This window comes from Sorangium sp. So ce887 (assembly GCF_051521455.1).
GTDB lineage: Bacteria > Myxococcota_A > Polyangia > Polyangiales > Polyangiaceae > Sorangium.
This window is the reverse complement of the sequence record NZ_CP150354.1, coordinates 6,986,667-7,004,371: the sequence shown is the minus strand read 5'-3', so window position 1 is coordinate 7,004,371 and position 17,705 is coordinate 6,986,667. Positions and strand designations below refer to the sequence as shown.

At 74.3% G+C, this 17,705-nt stretch carries 9 protein-coding genes; 7 read left to right on the top strand and 2 right to left on the bottom strand.

Going from position 1 to position 17,705, the window contains the following annotated elements; all coding sequences use genetic code 11:
* Positions 1-273: 273 nt before the first annotated feature.
* Together WMF36_RS25930 and WMF36_RS25925 are read left to right on the top strand one after the other, a co-directional pair.
* Complete coding sequence (locus WMF36_RS25930) at positions 274-801, top strand: methanogen output domain 1-containing protein (RefSeq protein WP_437573437.1); 528 nt, start codon at positions 274-276, stop codon at positions 799-801.
* A 9-nt stretch (positions 802-810) separates the two neighbouring features.
* Positions 811-2,769, top strand: a complete 1,959-nt coding sequence (locus WMF36_RS25925) for an ATP-binding response regulator (protein WP_437573435.1) — start codon at positions 811-813, stop codon at positions 2,767-2,769.
* Positions 2,770-2,893: 124 nt separating this feature from the next.
* Here WMF36_RS25925 and WMF36_RS25920 read toward each other — a convergent pair whose 3' ends face one another.
* A complete protein-coding gene (locus tag WMF36_RS25920; RefSeq protein ID WP_437573434.1) occupies positions 2,894-3,421 on the bottom strand; it encodes a MarR family winged helix-turn-helix transcriptional regulator in 528 nt (175 codons plus the stop codon).
* A gap of 331 nt (positions 3,422-3,752) precedes the next feature.
* Between WMF36_RS25920 and WMF36_RS25915 the strand changes: the two genes are divergently transcribed.
* From WMF36_RS25915 to WMF36_RS25900, 4 genes are all read left to right on the top strand, one after another.
* Positions 3,753-10,469 (top strand): SDR family NAD(P)-dependent oxidoreductase, encoded by a 6,717-nt coding sequence (locus tag WMF36_RS25915; protein ID WP_437573433.1) that lies wholly within the window; start codon positions 3,753-3,755, stop codon positions 10,467-10,469.
* On the top strand, positions 10,466-11,200 hold the full coding sequence (locus WMF36_RS25910; RefSeq protein ID WP_437573432.1) for a 4'-phosphopantetheinyl transferase family protein: 735 nt from the start codon (positions 10,466-10,468) through the stop codon (positions 11,198-11,200). The genes WMF36_RS25915 and WMF36_RS25910 overlap by 4 nt, the downstream gene beginning before the upstream one ends.
* A gap of 29 nt (positions 11,201-11,229) precedes the next feature.
* Positions 11,230-12,813, top strand: a complete 1,584-nt coding sequence (locus WMF36_RS25905; RefSeq protein WP_437573431.1) for an SDR family oxidoreductase — start codon at positions 11,230-11,232, stop codon at positions 12,811-12,813.
* Between the two features lie 94 nt (positions 12,814-12,907).
* Positions 12,908-14,392, top strand: a complete 1,485-nt coding sequence (locus tag WMF36_RS25900; protein WP_437573430.1) for a cytochrome P450 — start codon at positions 12,908-12,910, stop codon at positions 14,390-14,392.
* A 210-nt stretch (positions 14,393-14,602) separates the two neighbouring features.
* Here the strand turns inward: WMF36_RS25900 and WMF36_RS25895 are convergent, their stop codons facing one another.
* A complete protein-coding gene (locus tag WMF36_RS25895) occupies positions 14,603-14,977 on the bottom strand; it encodes a UDP-N-acetylglucosamine-peptide N-acetylglucosaminyltransferase (protein WP_437573429.1) in 375 nt (124 codons plus the stop codon).
* A gap of 550 nt (positions 14,978-15,527) precedes the next feature.
* On the opposite strand from WMF36_RS25895, the gene WMF36_RS25890 reads away from it, so the two are divergent.
* Positions 15,528-17,639: a TonB-dependent receptor gene (locus WMF36_RS25890; protein ID WP_437573428.1), complete on the top strand. Its 2,112-nt coding sequence runs from the start codon at positions 15,528-15,530 to the stop codon at positions 17,637-17,639.
* Positions 17,640-17,705 lie beyond the last annotated feature (66 nt).

The window sequence follows — 17,705 nt, the reverse complement described above, 5'->3', positions numbered from 1 at the left end:
TGCGCTCCTTGATCTCCCTGGCTCCAACTACGCGCTTGCGGCGCCTCGACCCTGCTGCGCCGGCGAGGGTTCGCCCGCATGTCTCGGCGCGCCCGCGGAGCGCGGTCGCCGGGCTTCGGATCTCCCCGTCACGGAGGGAGGCCCGCTTTTTGATGCGGCAAGAACTTTCCTGTGCCATGGTCGAGGTGTGACTGGCCGCTTCTTGCCGGGTCGGCTGGCGGGGGCAGCGCATGGTAAACCCCAGCGTGCACCTGGTGACGAGGAGGCTTCCTGATGAGCAGCGCGGCAGAGGCCGTTCGGCGGTTACCTGTACAGCTCGACAGAGACCACTTTCTGCGGCAGCTCCTGCGCGAGCTCGCCGGAACGTTGCAGGAGGTCGTCGGCCTCGAGCAGGCGTCGGGCTTCGTGAGCATCGTGGGCCAGAAGATCGGCGACAGGCTCAACGAGGAGTACCGGTCGGGGTTTCAGGCGCCGACGCTCACACGCGAGCAGGTCACCCAGGTGCTGGTGGACCTCAAGCGGCGGATCCAGGGGGATTTCTACGTCATCGAGGAGAGCGAAGAGAAGCTCGTGCTCGGCAACCGCGCGTGCCCGTTCGGTGAGCTGGTGAAGGACCGACAGGCGCTGTGCATGATGACATCCAACGTCTTCGGCGTCATCACCGCAGAGAACCTGGGTTACGCGCGCGTGGTCATCGAGGAGGCGATCGCGCAGGGGCACGCCGGCTGCCGCGTCGTCGTGCACCTGAAGCCGTCGCCCGACCCCGACGGGCAGGCAGGTCAGGTGTATTTCAAGGGATAAGCGCGCTGCATGGTGATGCTCAGCTTCGGCCAGCTCGCCGATGTGCTGCCCGAGCCTGTGCTGCTCGTGTCGACCGACGGGCTCGTCGTCGCCGCGAACCAGCGCGCCCGCAAGGAGCTCGGCAGCGTGAGCGAGGGCCAGCGCCTCTTCGCGCTCTGCTCCGATGCGCGGGAGCACGTCGAGGGATTGCTGAGGCGCAGCGCGCGCGTGCGCCAGCCGACGCTCGGCACGCTCACGCTCAACGCGGGTCGCCGCTATCGTGTCGAGGGCGCGGTCGTGCGCCCTTCGTCGGAGGGCTCACCGGCGATCGTGATGCTCCGCCTCGTGCACGAGCAGGCCGCGCTGGCGGCGTTCGTGGAGCTCAACCGCACGCTCGAGCGCCTGCGGCGGGAGATCACGGCCCAGCGGCGCGCGAGCGGGGAGCTCGACCGGCAGCGCGAGTGGCTGCGGGTGACCCTCGTCAGCATCGGAGATGCCGTGATCGCGACCGACGTCGGCGGGCGTGTCGTCTTCATGAACCCTGTTGCGGAGCAGCTCACCGGCTGGACCGAGGGCGAGGCGACCGGCCGGCCGGTGGACGAGGTGTTCCACGCCATCCACGAGGTGACGCGAGAGCCGATCGAGAGCCCCACCGGGCGGGTGCTGCAGGAAGGGAGCATCGTGGGCCTCGCCAACCACACCCTGCTCGTGGCGCGGGGCGGCGGCGCGACGCCCATCGACGACAGCGCGGCGCCCATCCGGGACGCGAGCGGCGAGATCATCGGCGCCGTGCTCGTCTTTCGCGCCATCGCGGAGCGCCGCGCGCTCGAGCGCCTCGCCGAGCAGCGCCTCGCGGACCTCGTCCTGGCCGACCGCCGGAAGAACGAGTTCCTCGCCATGCTCGCGCACGAGCTGCGCAATCCGATGGCCGCGATCCACACGGCCTCGACCCTGCTGAGCGCGCCCGACGAGGACCCGGAGGCGGTCACGTTCGCCGCTGCGGTCGTGGAGCGCCAGGTCCGCCACATGGCGCGGCTGGTCGACGACCTCCTGGACGTCGCGCGGATCAGCCAGGGGAAGATCACGCTCCGCGCGGAGGTCGTCGACGTCTCGCGCGTGCTCCAGCAATCCGTCGAGACAAGCCGCCGGCCGATCGAGGCGGGCCGGCACGAGCTCCACCTCTCCATCGCCGGGGGCCTGCCAGCCGTGCAGGGGGACGCGACGCGCCTGGAGCAGGTCTTCTGCAACCTGCTGAACAACGCGGCGAAGTACACGCCGCCGGGCGGCAACATCTGGCTGTCGGCGCGCGGCGACCACGACGAGGTGGTCGTCTCGGTGCGCGACGACGGGGGAGGCATCGCTCCGGAGCTGCTGCCGCATGTCTTTGACGTCTTCGTCCAAGGGGACCAGTCCCTGCACCGTTCCCGGGGCGGGCTCGGCGTCGGCCTCGCGCTGGTCAAGCGCCTTGTCGAGCTGCACGGGGGGTCGTGCTCGTGCGCGAGCGCGGGTGTCGGTCAAGGAGCCGAGTTCATCGTGCGCCTCCCGGCGCTGCGCGGCGAGGGCGCGGCGGTGGGCGCCCGCGAGCGCGAGCCGGCGATGCGCGCGGCGCGCCTGCACGTCGCCGTGGTGGACGACAACCACGATGCGGCCAACCTGCTCGCCGTTTCCCTGAAGCGGTGGGGTCACGACGTCGTGGTCGCGCACGACGGGCTCGTGGCGCTGGAGCTGGTGCGGGAGCACAGGCCGGACGTCGCGGTGCTGGACATCGGCCTGCCGGGGATCGATGGATACGAGCTCGCGCGGCGGCTGAGGGGCGAGCCGTCGCTCGATCGGTGCATGCTCATCGCGGTGTCCGGCTACGGCCAGGACGCCGACCGACAGCGCGCCATCGACGCCGGGTTCGATCACCACCTGCTGAAGCCGGTCGAGCCGGCGGCGCTCATGAAGCTGCTCGCGAGGGGGATGTCGTCCGGCGGCTCTGCGCCGTAGGCGCCCGGGCGCCGGAGAGGGCGACCAGCGTGTCGCTCCAGGTCGAGCTGAGCGCCGCCCGGCCGCTCGATCCGCCGGCTGCCGGCGAGAGCGCCGGGCGACCCCGCGGCGCCTCAGGCGATCGTCACTTCGCCTTGCGCCTGGCCGGCCGCGCCGGCGGCTCCGGCGCCGGCGGCTCCGGCGCCGACGCCTTCTCGGGTCGCGCGGCCAGGGCCACGACGCGGCCGAGCTCCTCGCGGAGCGCGTCGGCCTTGCCGGCGCCGAGCCGCTCGCGGACGTGCTTCTGGGTCCGCTCCCACAGCGGGAACGCCGCCTCGATGGCGCGCTCCCCCTGGCGCGTGAGGAAGATGAGGCGGACGCGCGCGTCGTCGGGCGCGCGCGCCACCCGGAGCAGGCCCGTCTTCTCCAGCGGCACGAGGTTCCTCGTGAGCGTCGTGCGATCCATGACGAGCCCGTCCGCGAGCGCGCCGAGCTTCACGCCCCCGTCGCCGCACGTCGCGACCGCGACGAGCATCGTGAGCTGCGTCGCCTGGAGCCCCGAGGGCCGCAGGCTCTCGTCGTAGAGCCGCGTGAGCGCGCGCGACGCGCGACGCACGCGCACGAGGGCGCACTGGCTCGCGATGATCTCGGAGGCCCGGGCAAAATCTACCACAAATGTGTATGTACACCATTTCGAGCCGGCCGGCCATTTCGGACGTCCCGAACTGCTTGACATCTGTTCAGGTGCAGGTACACCTACTTCCACGATGCGGGGCGGCATTCCCCGCTCGACCGCTGGCTCGGCGCCGGGGTTCTCAAGGCCCCGGCGCGCTCTGACCGATCCGTCGATGGATCGCTGCCCGGGCCGCGGCGGCGGTGAGGTGCGCACCCGTGGTGCGCATTTACGTGTAGGTACACTTATTTCGACAGCCCGGACCGCGCGGCGGTGAGGGACGCACGACGTGCGTCGCCGCGCGCGGGGGTGGGCTGCGTGGAGAGGACCCATGGGCGAGTACTTCGTCGTTCCGTACTGCGTGAAGTTCGAGGACAGCATGGCTTACGGGAGCCATCACTATCTCACCAACTTCCGCTTCCAGTGCATCGCGCGCGAGACGCTCTACTTCGCCGAGGCCGCGGACGGCACGCTCCCGTACGAGGACGATCGCGCGGCGATCCGGCTGCTCACCACCGAGGGCTACAGCCGGAACCTGGCGCCGGTCCGCGTGGGCGAGCGCGTCGCGATCTTCATGACCCTCGGCGGCGTGACGCGCTCGAGCGCGTACGGCTACTTCCGCACGGTCCGCTTCGACGGCGAGCCGGTGGCGTGCGGCTACCAGCGGATCGTCGCCGTCTCCGCGACGAGCGACGAGCTCGCGCCGCTGTCCAGGTCGGTGACGATGCACGTCGGGGCCCTCGACGAGCAGGTGCCGCACCAGCGCTTCGTCGAGCTCGCCCTGCGCGGCGGCTCCGCGCTGCGCGAGCTCTTCCCCGAGCACCTCCTCCGGCACGCCGTCGAGGTCGCGCGGGGGCCGCTGCACGCGTCGCGCCCGCACCGCACGCAGTGGAGCGCGGCGGGCGCGGCGGACGAGCCCGCGCGGGAAGGGGACCCCGCGCGGGAGGGCCGCGGAGGCGCCGCGAAGGTCGCGCTGCTCCTGCCCGGCCAGGGCTCGTTCGACCTCCGGCTGCTGCGCGCGCTCCACGCGCGCTTTGACGCCGCGCGCGCGGCCGTCGCCGCGGCCGAGCCCGCGGCGCGAGCGCTGCTCGGTGCGTCGCTCGCGGCGCTCGTGGCCGCCGGCGAGGCGGAGGCGCGGGGCGCCCTCGAGGCGTGCGCCGACCTCGATCAGCTCGGCATCCTCGTCCAGGACTACGTCGCCGTCGCGCTGCTCCGGTCCGCCGGGCTCGAGCCGGACGTCGTGGCGGGGCACAGCCTCGGGGAGATCGCCGCGCTGGCCGCGGGGGGGACCTTCTCCCTCGCGACGGCCGCGGAAATCGTGTGCCGGCGGGTGCTCGCCCTCCGCGGCGCGCCGCCCGGCCGCATGCTCGCGGCGCACACAGGCGCCGAGCGGCTGCGCGACGAGGTGCAGGCGCTCGGCCGGGACGACGTGTTCGTCGCGGTGGCCAACGCGGCCGACCAGGCGGTCGCATCGGGCACGGCGGACGGCATCGCGGCGCTGGAGCGGCGGCTCGAGGGCGCCGGCGTCCGCGCGACCGTGCTCGCGAGCCGGTACGCCTTCCATTCGCCCCTGCTCGCAACGGCGGTCGGTCCGTTCGCGCGCGCCGTCGGGCGCGCCGGCGCGGCGCGGCCCGCGCTGGCCACGTACTCGCCGATCGACCGCGTTCACTACGGCGAGGGCCCGCTCGCGCCCGCGCGCCTGCTCCCCATGCACCTCGTGACGCCGCTCGACTTCGGAGCGGCCGTGCGCGACCTCCACGCGGCGGGCTGCCGCACCTTCGTCGAGTGCGGCGGCGGCGGCACCCTGACCGCCCTCGTACGGCGGAACGCGCCGCCGGGGCCCGACCTGCGCGTGATCGCGACGTTCCGCGCCGGAGAGGACGTGGTGGCCGAGCACCGGCGCGCGGTCGAGGCGCTGCGCGCCGCTGGACATGCGCTGACGGCGGTCGCGCCGCTCCCCGAGGAAGACCGGGACGACCGCGGCTCGCGCGGAGACGCCGCGCCCGCGAGCGCCGCGATGCCCGCGAGCGCCGCGCCGCCCGCGACCCCCGCCGCGCCCGCGGCGACCCCGGACGACGACGACGCCTCCACGGCGGGCGCCACCCCGATCGCGATCGTGGGCATGGGCGCGGTGCTGCCGGGGTCCGGCGGCGTCGACGCCTACCGCGCGCAGCTGCGCGCAGGCACGTGCGGGATCACCGACACGGGCGCGCGACACCCGGAGCTCGCGACCGACTTTCTGAACCCAGGCCGCGCCGCCGACAAGACCTACAGCCTGCTGGTCGGCACGGTCGACGCGCTCGGGCCGTACGCCGAGCGGACCGGGTACGACGCGCCCACCCTCGAGCGGCTACCCAAGACGGCCCGCATGCTGGCGTGCGCGCTCGCCGAGGCCAGGTCGCAGGCGGCGGTGCTCCGCGACGGCGCGCCGCTGCGGATCGCGTGCCTCCTCGGGTCCACGGCGGACGGCTCGATCGAGCACGACGAGGCGACGCTGCTGCTCGGCGTCGAGCGGGCGCTCGCCGGCATCGCCGCCGGCCCGGCGGACAGCGCGGCCGTGGCGGAGGCGCTCGCGGGCGAGCTCGGGCTCGACGCGGAGCGGCGCGCGGCGTGCCGCGGCCACCTCGAGCCGCTCGCGCGCGTCGTGCGCGACGTCGTGCGTGAGGGCGTGCACACCGTCGTCGTCGACGCGGCCTGCGCGTCGTCGATGCACGCGGTGCACCTCGGCGCCGCGATGCTGCGCCGCGGCCTCGCCGACGTCGTGATCGCCGGCGGCGCCTACCAGCCCGGCCCGACCAACGCGTGCCAGTTCTCGCAGTTCGGCGGGCTCTCCGCGACCGGCAGCCGCCCGTTCGACGCGTCGGCCGACGGCGTCGTGTTCGGCGAGGGCGCCGCCGTGGTCGTGCTCGAGCGGCTCGACGACGCCCGCGCGCGGGGCGATCGCGTCGACGCCGTGCTCCTCGGCAGCGGCGTGTCGAGCGACGGCCCGAGCCCGTCGGTCACGGTGCCGCAGAGCCGAGGGCAGAGCCTGGCCATGCGGCGCGCCTACGAGCGCGCCGGCGTCGCGCCGCGATCCGTGCAGTACGTCGAGGCGCACGCGACCGCGACGCCGGTCGGCGACGCCACCGAGTTCCAGGCGCTCGCCGAGGTGTTCGCCGGCGACGAGGGCGCGCCGCGCATCGCCCTGGGCAGCGTCAAGTCGCTGCTCGGCCACACGGGCTGGACCGCCGGCGTCGCGTCGCTCATCAAGGTCGTGCTCGCGATCCGCGAGCGGACGCTCTTCGCGCAGCACGGCTTCAAGGCGCCGAGCGGGCGCATCGACCTTCCGCGCTCGCCGTTCGCCATCTCGACGGCGGCCGCCCCGTGGACCGCCGACGGCGCCCGCCCCCTGCGCGCCGCGCTCGACAGCTTTGGCTTCGGCGGCACCAACGCCCACCTCATCGTCGAGGAGCACCGGCCCGGCCGCCACGCGCCGCGGCCGCGGCCGCGCCATGAGGCCCGCGCGCTGTGCGTCGTCGGGCTGGGGGCCGTGTTCCCCGGCGCCGTCGGCGCGCCCGCGGACGCGCCCTCGGACGTCCTCGCGTTCGACGAGCGCGCGCTCCGGCTGCCGGCCCGCGCGCCGGTCCTCCCGGACGCCCTCGAGGCGATGGACCCGACGCAGCTGCTCGCGGCGATGGCCGCGGAGAAGGCGCTCGCGGCGCTGCCCGCGCGCGAGCTCGGCGAGCGCATCGGCGTCGTCGTCGGCCACGAGGGCAAGACGCGCCGCGGCGCGCGCGCGAACGAGCGGCTCTTCGCCGACCGCGTGGCGCGGGCGCTCCGCGCGCGCGGCGTGAGCCCTGCGCTGGCCTCCGCGACGGTGGGCGCGCTCCGCGCCGGCTCGCCCGCGACGGGGCCGTACACGCAGCCGGGCAACATGCCCAACGTCATCTCCGGGCGCGTCGCCAACGTCTTCGGCCTGCGCGGGCCGAACTTCGTCGTCGACACCTCCGCGACCTCGCTGCTCGACGCGCTCGCGGCCGCCGATCTCGTGCTCGACGAGGACTGCGAGGTCGTGCTGGCCGGGGCCGTCAACGCGTTCAGCGACGACGTCGCGCGCGGCGCGTCCGCGACCCGTGACCCGCGGCCGTTGGGCGAGGCGGCGCTGCTCGTCGCGCTGTGCACCGAGGACACCGCCGCGCGCCACGCCTGGCCGGTGCTCGCGCGCCTCCACGTCGCGACAGGCGCCGGGGCGGCGGAGGGCGGCCTCGCCGGCCGCGAGCTCGTCGTCAACGACCCGCGCGGCCCGCGCGCGCGGCTGCGCGGGGCCGAGGGCGCCGTCGAGCTCCTCGCGGCGATCCGCGACGCGCGCGCGCACGGCGCCGCCGTCGTGCGCTGGCCCTCGGACGCCCGCGCCGTCCACGTCGCGCCCCCCGAGGGGGTGCGCGTCGCCCCGGCGCCCCCGCCCTCGGGCTTCGCGACGGGCACGCCGATCCACCGCTACGTCCCCGAGATCGCGCGCGTGCCGGCGACGGGGCCCGCGGCGCGCGTCCCGTCCCGCATCCTCTACGTCTGCACCGACGCGGCGCTGGCCGCGGACGTGCGTCGCGCCGCCCGCTCCGCCGAGGAGCGCGCGCGCGTCCTCGAGCTCGCCGGCGAGGCGGCGCCCGACGACGCGCCCGGGACCCCGGGCGATCTCGCGGCGCCGGGATCCGAGGCCGGCGGCGGGGGGCCGTCGATCGACGCCCGCGACGAGCAGCGGCTCCGCGCGTCGCTCGGGGCCCTCGCGCCCGACGACGTCGACGCGGTCGTCGTGCTCACCCGCGCCGGGGACGCGCGTGCGTTCCTCGACGGCGCGCCGGGCTCGTACCGGCCGGCGCTGCGCGCGCTGTTCGGCGCTGCGCGCCGCTACTACGACGCCGTGGCGCGCGGCGACGTGGCCTTCGCCGCCGTCGTCGTCGGCGCGGTGGACCCGGCCGGGCGGCTCGCGCCGGCGAGCGGCGCGGTCGGCGGCTTCGTGAAGTCGCTGGCGCGCGAGCTCCCGGGCGGCGACGTGCGCGTCGTCCACACGGACGCGCAGGGCGCCGCCGCGGCGCTCGGCGCGCTCTTCGAGGAGTGGCGCCGCGCCCGGCCGGCCGCCCCCGAGGAGGTGGTCGATCTCGGCGGCGTGCGGCACGTGGTGCAGCTCGCCCGCGCCGCCTCGGAGCTGACCCCGCGCGCGGCCTCGCCGCTCGGCCCCGGCGCGGTCGCGATCGTCACGGGCGGCGCGCGCGGCATCACGGCGCAGTTCGTCGAGGGCCTGCTCGATCGCTTCGGCTGCCGCGCCGTGCTCCTCGGCCGCTCGCGGCTGGAGGACGCTCCCCCGCGCACGCTCGCGATGACCGACGCGGAGCTCGACGCGTACGAGCGGGAATTCTACGCCGAGGCGCTGCGCGAGGGCCGGGGCGTGCGGATGCCCGCGCTGCGCGAGCGCTACGCGCGCATCCGGTCGGCGCGCGAGGCGCACCGCGTCCTCTCCCACCTGCGCGCGCGGGGCGGCAGCGTCGACTACCACGCCGCCGACGTGACGAGCGGCGCCGACGTCGACCGCGCCGTGGCCGCGGTCGCTGCCGCCTACGGCCGGGTCGACCTGATCGTGCACGGCGCGGGCATCCAGGTGTCGAGCCGGCTCACGTCGAAGTCGCTCGAGCTCTTCGAGCGGATCGTCGACACGAAGCTCGCGGGCCTCGGCCATCTCCGGCGCGCTCTCGCGCGCCACCTGCCCGCCGCCCGCCCGCACGTCCACCTCGTCACGTCGGCGTTCAGCGTGCTCGGCAACGACGGGCAGCCCGACTACGGCGCGGCCAACGAGGCGCTGAACCGCGCCGCCGCGTACTTCGCGGCCGAGGCGGACGCCGGCCCGTGGTCCAGCATCGCCTGGCTCGGCTGGAACGGCGTCGGCATGACCGCCGGGTCGGAGTACAGCGCGCTCGGCGCGGCGCGCGGGCTCCGGGGCATCGAGCCGGAGGAGGGGAGGCAGATCTTCCTCGATCTCGTGGCCGAGCGCCCCGCCGGCGCGGCCCACGTCCTGCTCACCGACAGCGAGATCGAGCGCTTCGCCCCGCGCATCGCGGCGGCGGGCGCGCCGACGCCGCGCATCGCCGCGGCCGGTGCGCCGGCGAGCCCGCCGGATCGCACGTGGACGCTCGATCCGCGCGTCGATCCGTGGCTCTCCGACCACCGGGCGCGCTCGAGCGCCGTCGCGGCCGGCGCGTTCCTCGTCGAGCTGGCCGTCCGGCACGCGCTCGCGACGGCGGACGGCGGCGCGCTCGTCCGCGAGGTCCGCGATGTGCGCTTCCTCGAGTTCCTGCACCTGCCCGACGACGCGGCGCGCGAGGTGCGCACGGTGACGACCCGCCACGAGCGGCTCGCCGGCGGCCGCGCTGCGTGCGCCGTCGAGGTGCGCGGCGACTTCGTCCACAGGTCGGGCGTGGTCCTCCGCGCCGGCGTGGTCTTCGCGACCTGCGTCGTCGAGCTCGGCGCGCTCGACGCCCGCCGCGACGCCCTCGCCCCGCGCCACGCCGGGCGCGTCGAGGGGCCGGCGGTCCGCGATCCGTACGCGAGCCCCGGCGCGCCGCTCCGGCACGCAGGGTGGTTCGATCACCTCGGCACCTTCGTGCTCGGAGACGCGCTCAAATCGGCCCGGTTCCGCGCCCCGGAGGACGGCGCCCTCGGGCGGCTGCGCGCGGCCGCCACGCCGTTCCTCCTGCTCGACGCCCTCCTGACGCTCGGCACCCTGCGCCGCGACGAGGCGGGCGCGTTCCCGGTGTGCGCCGCGGGCGGCGTCGATCGCATCCGCTTCGGAGCGGCCGCGAACGACCTCGCGATCCGCGACGCGGGCGGCGCGGTCCGGCTCGTCGCCGCGGTCCCGGCTGCGGCGGGCGCTCGCGTCCTCGGCGCGTGGGCCCAGGCGCTCGACCCGGCGGGCGGCGTGCTGCTCGACGTCGAGGGGCTCGAGGGGCTCGTGGTGGGCCGCGTCGCTGCGGACGCGCGCGGGGCCGCGCCGGCGTCGCTGCCGCTGGGGGCGTCGTGACGCCGCCGCTCGCGATCGCGGTCGTCCGGGCGGACGAAGGCACGGCGGCGCGCCTCGAGCCCTACCTGACCGCCGGCGAGCGCCGCGCGTGCGCCGGCCAGCGCGTCGCTGCCCGCCGGGCGCAGTCCGCGTGCGCGCGCGTCGCCGCGAAGTGGCTGCGGCTGGAGCTCACAGCCGGCCGCGGCGCGCCGCTTGTCTCGCTGGACGCGGCCGCGCTCGCGGCGCACCGGCCGGCGGACTACCTCGCCTGCGCGATCACGGGGCCCGGCGGCGGTCCCCCGCGCTTCGACGACGGCGCGTTCGCGCTGTCGCTCTCCCACGCGGGCGACCTCGCGGCGGCGGCGGTCACCACGGCGCGCGCCGTCGGCGTGGACGTCGAGCGGGTCGAGGCGCGCGCGGCGGTCTTCGCCGACGAGCACTTCACGCCGCGCGAGCGCCGTGGGCTCGCGCGCGGCGTCGCGGCGGGGGTCGATCGCGCCGCGCTCGAGACGCTGCTCTGGAGCGCGAAGGAGGCGCTCTACAAGACGGGGGCGCTCGATCTGCCCGCCCGGTTCTCCTTCCGGGACATCGACATCGCGCTCCCGCCGGGAGGCGTGCGCCTCGCGCCGCCCTCCGTCCGCGCCTTCGCGCTGACCGCGCGCGGCGGGCAGTTCTTCGGCCGGGCCGTGCTGACCGGTGCGTTCGCGCTCGTCGCGACCGTGCCGGTCCCTCCGGTCGCCGCTCTGGGATGAATGGCTCTCACAACCACGAGGTTTCCACGATGCAAGCTCAAGATCTCCTCGAACATGTTCGCTCCGTCTTCGTGCGCATGACGCGCTACCCCGACGAGGTCGTCGTCGCCGACGCCGACCTGGAGCAGGACCTCGGTATCGACTCCGTGAAGCGCGGCGAGATCCTCGCGACGCTGCGCGCGGATTTCGGCCTCTCGGAGGCGCTCAAGGCGAAGCCCGACGAGCTGCGCACGGTGGCCCGCGTCAGCGACTTCCTCTCGCGCACGCTCGTGGCGCACTCCGACGCCGCGCCGTGGCCCGACGTTGCGGGGGGCGAGAGGCATGGGAATGGCCACGCGGGGCTCGCCGGGCATGCCAACGGCCACGCGGAGCCGGCCGGGCACGCCAACGGCCACGCGGGGCTCGCCGGGCACGCCAACGGCCACGCGGAGCCCAACGGCCACGCGGAGCCGGCCGGGCACGCCAACGGCCACGCTGCGGGCGATGGCGCGGCGAGCAGCGCCGCCCAGCCGGCGGGCCTGACGGCAAGGCCGTCGCCGGAGTCCGCGGGCGAGGCGCTCCGCGTCGTTGTCCAGGCGCTCGCGGACGTGACGCGCCACCCCGTCGAGCTGCTCGTCCCCGACGCGCTGCTCGAAGAGGACCTCGGGCTCGACCGCCGCCGCCGCGACGAGGTCCGCGCGCTCCTCCGGCAGCGCGGCGCCCTGCCGGACGCCCTCGCGGGGGCGCTCGACGAGGCCCGCACGGTCGCCGGCCTCGCGCGCCTCCTCGGCGCGACGCCGCCCGCGCCCTCCGCGCAGGTCGTCGCGGCGCGCGCGCCGGCGGCTCCCGTCGCCCAGCGCGCGAACCCGGCTCCTCTGGCCGCGCTCGCGGGCAAGACGGTCCTCGTGACCGGATCGAGCCGCGGGCTGGGCCGCGCCATCGCGACGCAGCTCGGGCGCGCCGGCGCGCGGGTCGTCATCAACAGCTTCCACTCGCGGGACGACGGCGACGCGGCCGCCGACGAGATCCGCGGCGCCGGCGGCGACGCGGTGCACGTCTGGGGCTCGGTCGCCAACCCCGCGCACGTCGACAAGCTCTTCGAGGCGATCGCGCGCGACGTGGGCGAGCTGCACCACTTCGTCAGCAACGCGTCGAACGGCCGGTTCGGCCCCCTCGATCAGACGACCCCGGAGCACTGGGAGCTCGCGTTCCGCACAAACGTCATCGGCTATCACCAGTGCGCCATGCGCGCGGCGCGCCTGATGGAGCGCCACGGCGGCGGGCGGATCGTCGCGCTGTCGTCGAACGGGTCGTCGCGGTACCTCGAGCACTTCGGCGCCATGGGCGCCGTGAAGGCCGCGGTGGAGTCGCTCACGCGCGCGCTCGCCGTCGAGCTCGCCCCGCGGAACGTGCAGGTCAACTGCATCTCCGCCGGGCCGATCTACGGCCACGTGACGAGCAACTACCCGGATCACGAGCGGATCCTCCCTTACTGGGAATCTCGCACGCCGGGCGGCCGGCTCTGCACCGAGGAGGACGTCGCCGAGGCCGTCCTGCTGCTCCTGTCGGACGGGGCGCGGATGATCAACGGCGCGACCCTCACCGTCGACGGCGGGGGCTCGCTGTGCATCTGACGGCTGCGATGGCGGGCGCCGGCCTGGTTTCGGCGCGCGGAATTTCGCGTGAGCTCGCGAGAGCTTCCTTTCAGACAGCGGAGAAGGAGGAGTCATGATTGCCAATCTCTATCGGCAGCCCCCGGGCCCGGGCCCGCTGGCCAGCCTGCGGTACCTGGCGAATTTCAGGACCGGCGACATGCGTCATTACGAGCACCTCTTCGCGCGGTACGGCGACGTCGTGCGCCTGCGGGCGCCCGGCGCCGAGGACTTCGTCATGGCGTTTCACCCGAACGACATCGCGCATGTCCTCCGCGCGAACATCCGGAACTACCCCAAGGGCAAGCGGTATCACGAGCTCGCCCACGTGCTCGGCTGGGGCCTCGTGAACAGCGAGGGCGAGCTCTGGCGGCGCCAGCGCCGGCACGTGCAGCCCCAGTTCAACCACGCGAACACGCTCAAGCTCGTGCCCATCATCGTCGACCACATGGAGGCGGCGCTGCGGCGCTGGGACGCCCAGCCGGGGGAGTTCGAGCGCGACATCAACGACGACATGATGGACGTGACGTTCGGTATCGCGGGCGAGGCGTTCTTCGGCGCCGCGCTGCAGGCCCACACGGACACTGTCCGCGAGGCGTTCAAATACGCGCTGTCGATCGCGCTCAACCGGATGTACTCCCTGGTCAACCCGCCCCTGTCCTGGCCGCTGCCCAGCCACCTGCGCTTCCGCCGGGCCATGGACCGCGTGCACACCGTGATCGACGGCATCATCGACGGCTATCAGCGCGGCGCGGGCGACGCGGACAACGTGCTCGTGCGCCTCATGAGCTCGGTCGATCCCGAGACGGGCGCCACGATGGACCGCGCGCAGCTGCGGGACGAGATCAAGACCATCCTGATGGTCGGGCACGAGACATCGAGCGTCACCGCCTCCTGGGCGCTGTACCTCCTCGCGCAGCACCCCGAGGTGTCCGCCCGGCTCACCGACGAGATCGACCGCGTCCTCGGCGGCCGGGCCCCGACGGCGAAGGACTTCGAGTCGATGCCTTACCTCGCCATGGTCTTCAACGAGTGCCTCCGGCTCCTGCCCTCCGTGCCGTTCATCCTCCGCAGCCCGCTGGAGGATGACGTCCTCGGCGGCCACCACGTCGCCGCGGGGTCGACGGTGGCCATCGTCCCGTGGGTCACGCATCGGCACCCGGAGTTCTGGCGCGATCCGCTGCGGTTCGACCCCGAGCGCTTCGCGAATCACCGGCGGAGCGCGGACGACAAGCTCGCCTACATCCCCTTCGGCGCCGGCCAGCGGATCTGCCTGGGCGAGTTCATGGGGCAGCTCGAAGGCAAGATCATGGTCGCGATGGCGCTCCAGCGGTATCGACTCCGGCTGGTCCCCGGCTTCGACCCGCGTTGCCGCGGCTTCATCTCGCTGCAGCCGGTGAACGGCATGCGCATGATCCTGAAGCGGCGGGAGCCGGTGAGGGCGGCGCGCGCGGCGCCGGCGACTCGGGGCGAGCCCGCGGCCGCGGAGCCCATCGCGGCCGCCCCCGCGGCGGCGCCCGCCGCGAGGTCCAACGGCTGCCCGTACGGCGCCCGGGCCTGACGGCGCATCGGCCCGCGGGGCCGGAGTCCCCGGCCAGGCGCGCGTCCGCGCTCGCTCCGCGCTCCTCGCGTTGCTCGGGGCGGGCAGCTGGGGTCGGCACCAGCGCCCTGCTGGGTAACATGGGGGAGACGGGGAAGAGGACCGCAAGGGGGCAAGGGACGCAGGGGAAAGAGGAGATTGGCGGTCAAGCCTTCCTTGCGGCCTGCTTGTTCAGTGTGCGTGTGGATCAAAGTAGGCCTGCAGGGTGCCTGCCCCCGCTTCGAGCAGAGCGGCCTGCTCGAAGTAGCCGCGCGCTTCGCCGCGCTCGCTCGTGTTCATCATGGCGACGGCCAGATTGTAATACGTGTTCGCGTCGGTGGAGCCGAGCCCTTCGGCGCGTCGCAGCGCTATCAGGGCTTCAGCATGCCGCCCCGCGTCAGACAGAACAGCGCCGAGCGACGTCAGCGCATCTACGCAGTCCGGCTCCGTTTCGAGATGTTGGCGCAACAAGCGCTCACCGCGAACAAGCGCGGACCTCCACTGAGCGGGATCCTTCCACGCTGCCTGATAGAGGCGAGACACTTCTGCAACCAGCGCCGGGGTCATGCGTCTGCTCAAGGTACCGGCGTTCAGCTGCGAGCGCCAGCGAAAGACCGGAGCCCGACCGGTACGAGCGCTGCTCGTCGCGATAAACCATCTGCGCGAGCGCGCGCGTTCCTGGAAGGAGATCGACGGGGCGACCGCGCGGGGAGGGGGCCTTGAACCGAGCCGGCCCGTGCAGCGCCACGTCGATGCCGAACACCGCGTCGACCGTCGCCGACGGGTGCGCCGTGCAGGGAAGGTGTCCTTACGTTGAGCGGCCCGCTATTCTCTGGTATTCCGCTCGCCAATCCATCCGCATCCTCCCGCCCGCGCAACCGTGTCTCTCGAGCACGGTTATCCCCGGAAATACAGCCCCGTAAAAAATTTGAGTCGTTTGTGAAATCTCCCCGCGGCGACGGCGCGTGGAGCGCCAGGTCATGACGGGCGCGCCGCTCCCAAGCTCCGGTCCCGTTGTCTGTATCATCGCTCCATGAGGCGTCGCCGGAGACCGGAATCGAGTCGAACTTCATCGCGGCGCTCGTGGTCGACGGGGCAGCTGACCGCCGCCATCTCGATGCTCGCCACCTCGCTCTGGCCGGCCGTGGCCCGCGCCGACCCGTACGAGCGCTGCCTCCGCGACGCGAAGACCCAGGCCGAGATCGACGCGTGCGCTCCACCGGACAAGCCCATCGAGGTGAGGGTGCGGGCGAAGCCGCCGGCCCGGAGCGCCTCGGACGTCGAGGTGGACGCGCAGGTCATCGCGGCGGCCCCGCACGGCTCGGGCGCCGACGTGCTGAACGTCGCCCCGGGCGTCTTCGTGAGCGACCGCGGCCTGCCCGGCCGCGCGCCGCACCTGTCGCTGCGCGGCTTCGACGGCACGTCGGGCCAGGACGTCGAGATCTTCGCGGGCAACATCCCGATGAACCAGGTCTCGCACATCCGTGCTCCCGGTTATGCCGACATGCGCCTCATCATGCCGGAGGTGATCCGGTCGGTCCGGATCGCCAGCGGCCCCTACGACCCGAGGCAAGGGGACTTCGGCGTCGCCGGCTCGCTCCGCATGGACCTCGGCCTCCCGGCGCCGGGCTTCTGGTTGAAGGGGGGAGTCGGCTCGTTCGGGACGAGGCGTGTGCTCATCGCGTTCGCGCCCGAGCACGACGAGATGATGGACACGTTCGCGGCCTTCGAGACCGACGCGACCGACGGGCCGGGCGGCGCGCGCGGGGGCGAGCGCAGCTCCTTCGTGGGGCAGCTCGGCGGAGGCAACGAGCAGGTCGACTTCCGGGCGACGGTGGCGATCGGCTCGGCGCGCTTCGACTTCCCCGGCTACCTGCCGCAGGCCTTCGTCGAGCGCGGCGGCGACCCCTACGCGGCGCAGCGCCCGCTCGGTCGCGATCGGACATCGCAGGCGCTCATCGGCTCGGAGGTCGTGTGGAGCCCCGGCGACGGCATCCTCGGCATCGGCGCCTTCGCGGGCAAGACCAAGACGACGTTTCACCAGAACCTCACCGGGTTCGCCCTCGACCAGCTCGCCGGCGAGCCGCTCGCCGAGAGCGACGACAGCGAGATGGTGAACGACGCCTCGACCGTCGGCCTCACGCTGCATTACCGCCACGCCGTCGACATCACCTCGGAGCGCGATTCCATCGAGATGGGCGTCACTTCGCGCGTCGACACGGTCGACCAGACCGACACGCGCCTGTTCGAGGATGGCACGAAGAACGCCTCGCTCGTCGACGCGACCGTCGACGCCACGAACGTCGCAGCCTACGCCGATCTCTCGCTTTACCCGATCCGCCGCGTGGTCGTCCGCGGCGGCTCGCGCCTCGACTCACTCTCGTACAGCGTTCGGGATCGCACGAGCAACGCCGGGATCGAGCGGACAGCGCAGGGGTTCGTCGTGTCCAGCAAGGTCATGGCGGATGTCGCGGTCCGCGGAGGCGTGCACGTCGTGGCGAGCTATGGCGAGGGGTTCCGCTCCCCGCAGGCGCGCGACCTCGCCGAGGGCGAGCGCGTGCCGTTCACCAAGGTCCGCAGCGTCGAGGCGGGGGTGCGGCTCAAGGAGGGGAGGTTGTTTCAGGGCTCGGCCGTCGGGTTCGGCTCGTGGCTCGGCAACGACCGGGTGTTCGACGCGACCTCGCGGCAGCACGTCGAGGCCCCGCCGTCCGTGCGCGCCGGCGCGCAGCTCGTGATGAGCGCGCGCTCGGGCCCGTTCGGCGCGCACCTGAGCGGAACGTACACCCACGCCCGCTTCACCGGATCCGACGCGCGCTTCGCGGAGGGCGACCCGGTGCCTTATGCCCCGGCGTTCGTGCTGCGCGACGACGTGTTCGCCTCGGGGACCGTCGGCGAGCTCTTCGGCAAGGAGGTGACGGTCCGCGTGGGCGCCGGCGTCGAGGGCGTGGCGGGGCGCTCCCTCCCGGGCGGGCGAGCCGGCAAGGACTCGGTCAGCCTCGATGCCGTCGCAGCGGTCGGCTGGCGCGGCATGGATCTCGCCCTCAATGGCACGAACCTCCTGGGCCTGCGCTATTACGACGCGCAGTACGTGTACGTCTCCAATTTCGAGAAGGGCCTTCCTCCGCCGCCGCCATCGCCGCACGTGCTCGTCGCCGCGCCGACCGCGTTGATGCTCACGCTCCAGATCCATATCCGCGGTAAGACGCGAGAGCCGGAGCTGAGCTACTGACGAGTGGAGGGGTGTTCAGACGATCGTGATTTGATCGCCAAGGACGCCAAGAAGAAGATCGAGAGG

What these genes read in the sequence shown, in the direction of transcription:
- WMF36_RS25930 (WP_437573437.1), top strand. Translation starts at nt 274, where the DNA reads ATGAGCAGCGCGGCAGAGGCCGTTCGGCGGTTACCTGTACAGCTCGAC.
- WMF36_RS25925 (WP_437573435.1), top strand. Translation starts at nt 811, where the DNA reads ATGGTGATGCTCAGCTTCGGCCAGCTCGCCGATGTGCTGCCCGAGCCT.
- WMF36_RS25915 (WP_437573433.1), top strand. Translation starts at nt 3,753, where the DNA reads ATGGGCGAGTACTTCGTCGTTCCGTACTGCGTGAAGTTCGAGGACAGC.
- WMF36_RS25905 (WP_437573431.1), top strand. Translation starts at nt 11,230, where the DNA reads ATGCAAGCTCAAGATCTCCTCGAACATGTTCGCTCCGTCTTCGTGCGC.
- WMF36_RS25900 (WP_437573430.1), top strand. Translation starts at nt 12,908, where the DNA reads ATGATTGCCAATCTCTATCGGCAGCCCCCGGGCCCGGGCCCGCTGGCC.
- WMF36_RS25895 (WP_437573429.1), bottom strand. Translation starts at nt 14,977, where the DNA reads ATGACCCCGGCGCTGGTTGCAGAAGTGTCTCGCCTCTATCAGGCAGCG.
- WMF36_RS25890 (WP_437573428.1), top strand. Translation starts at nt 15,528, where the DNA reads ATGCTCGCCACCTCGCTCTGGCCGGCCGTGGCCCGCGCCGACCCGTAC.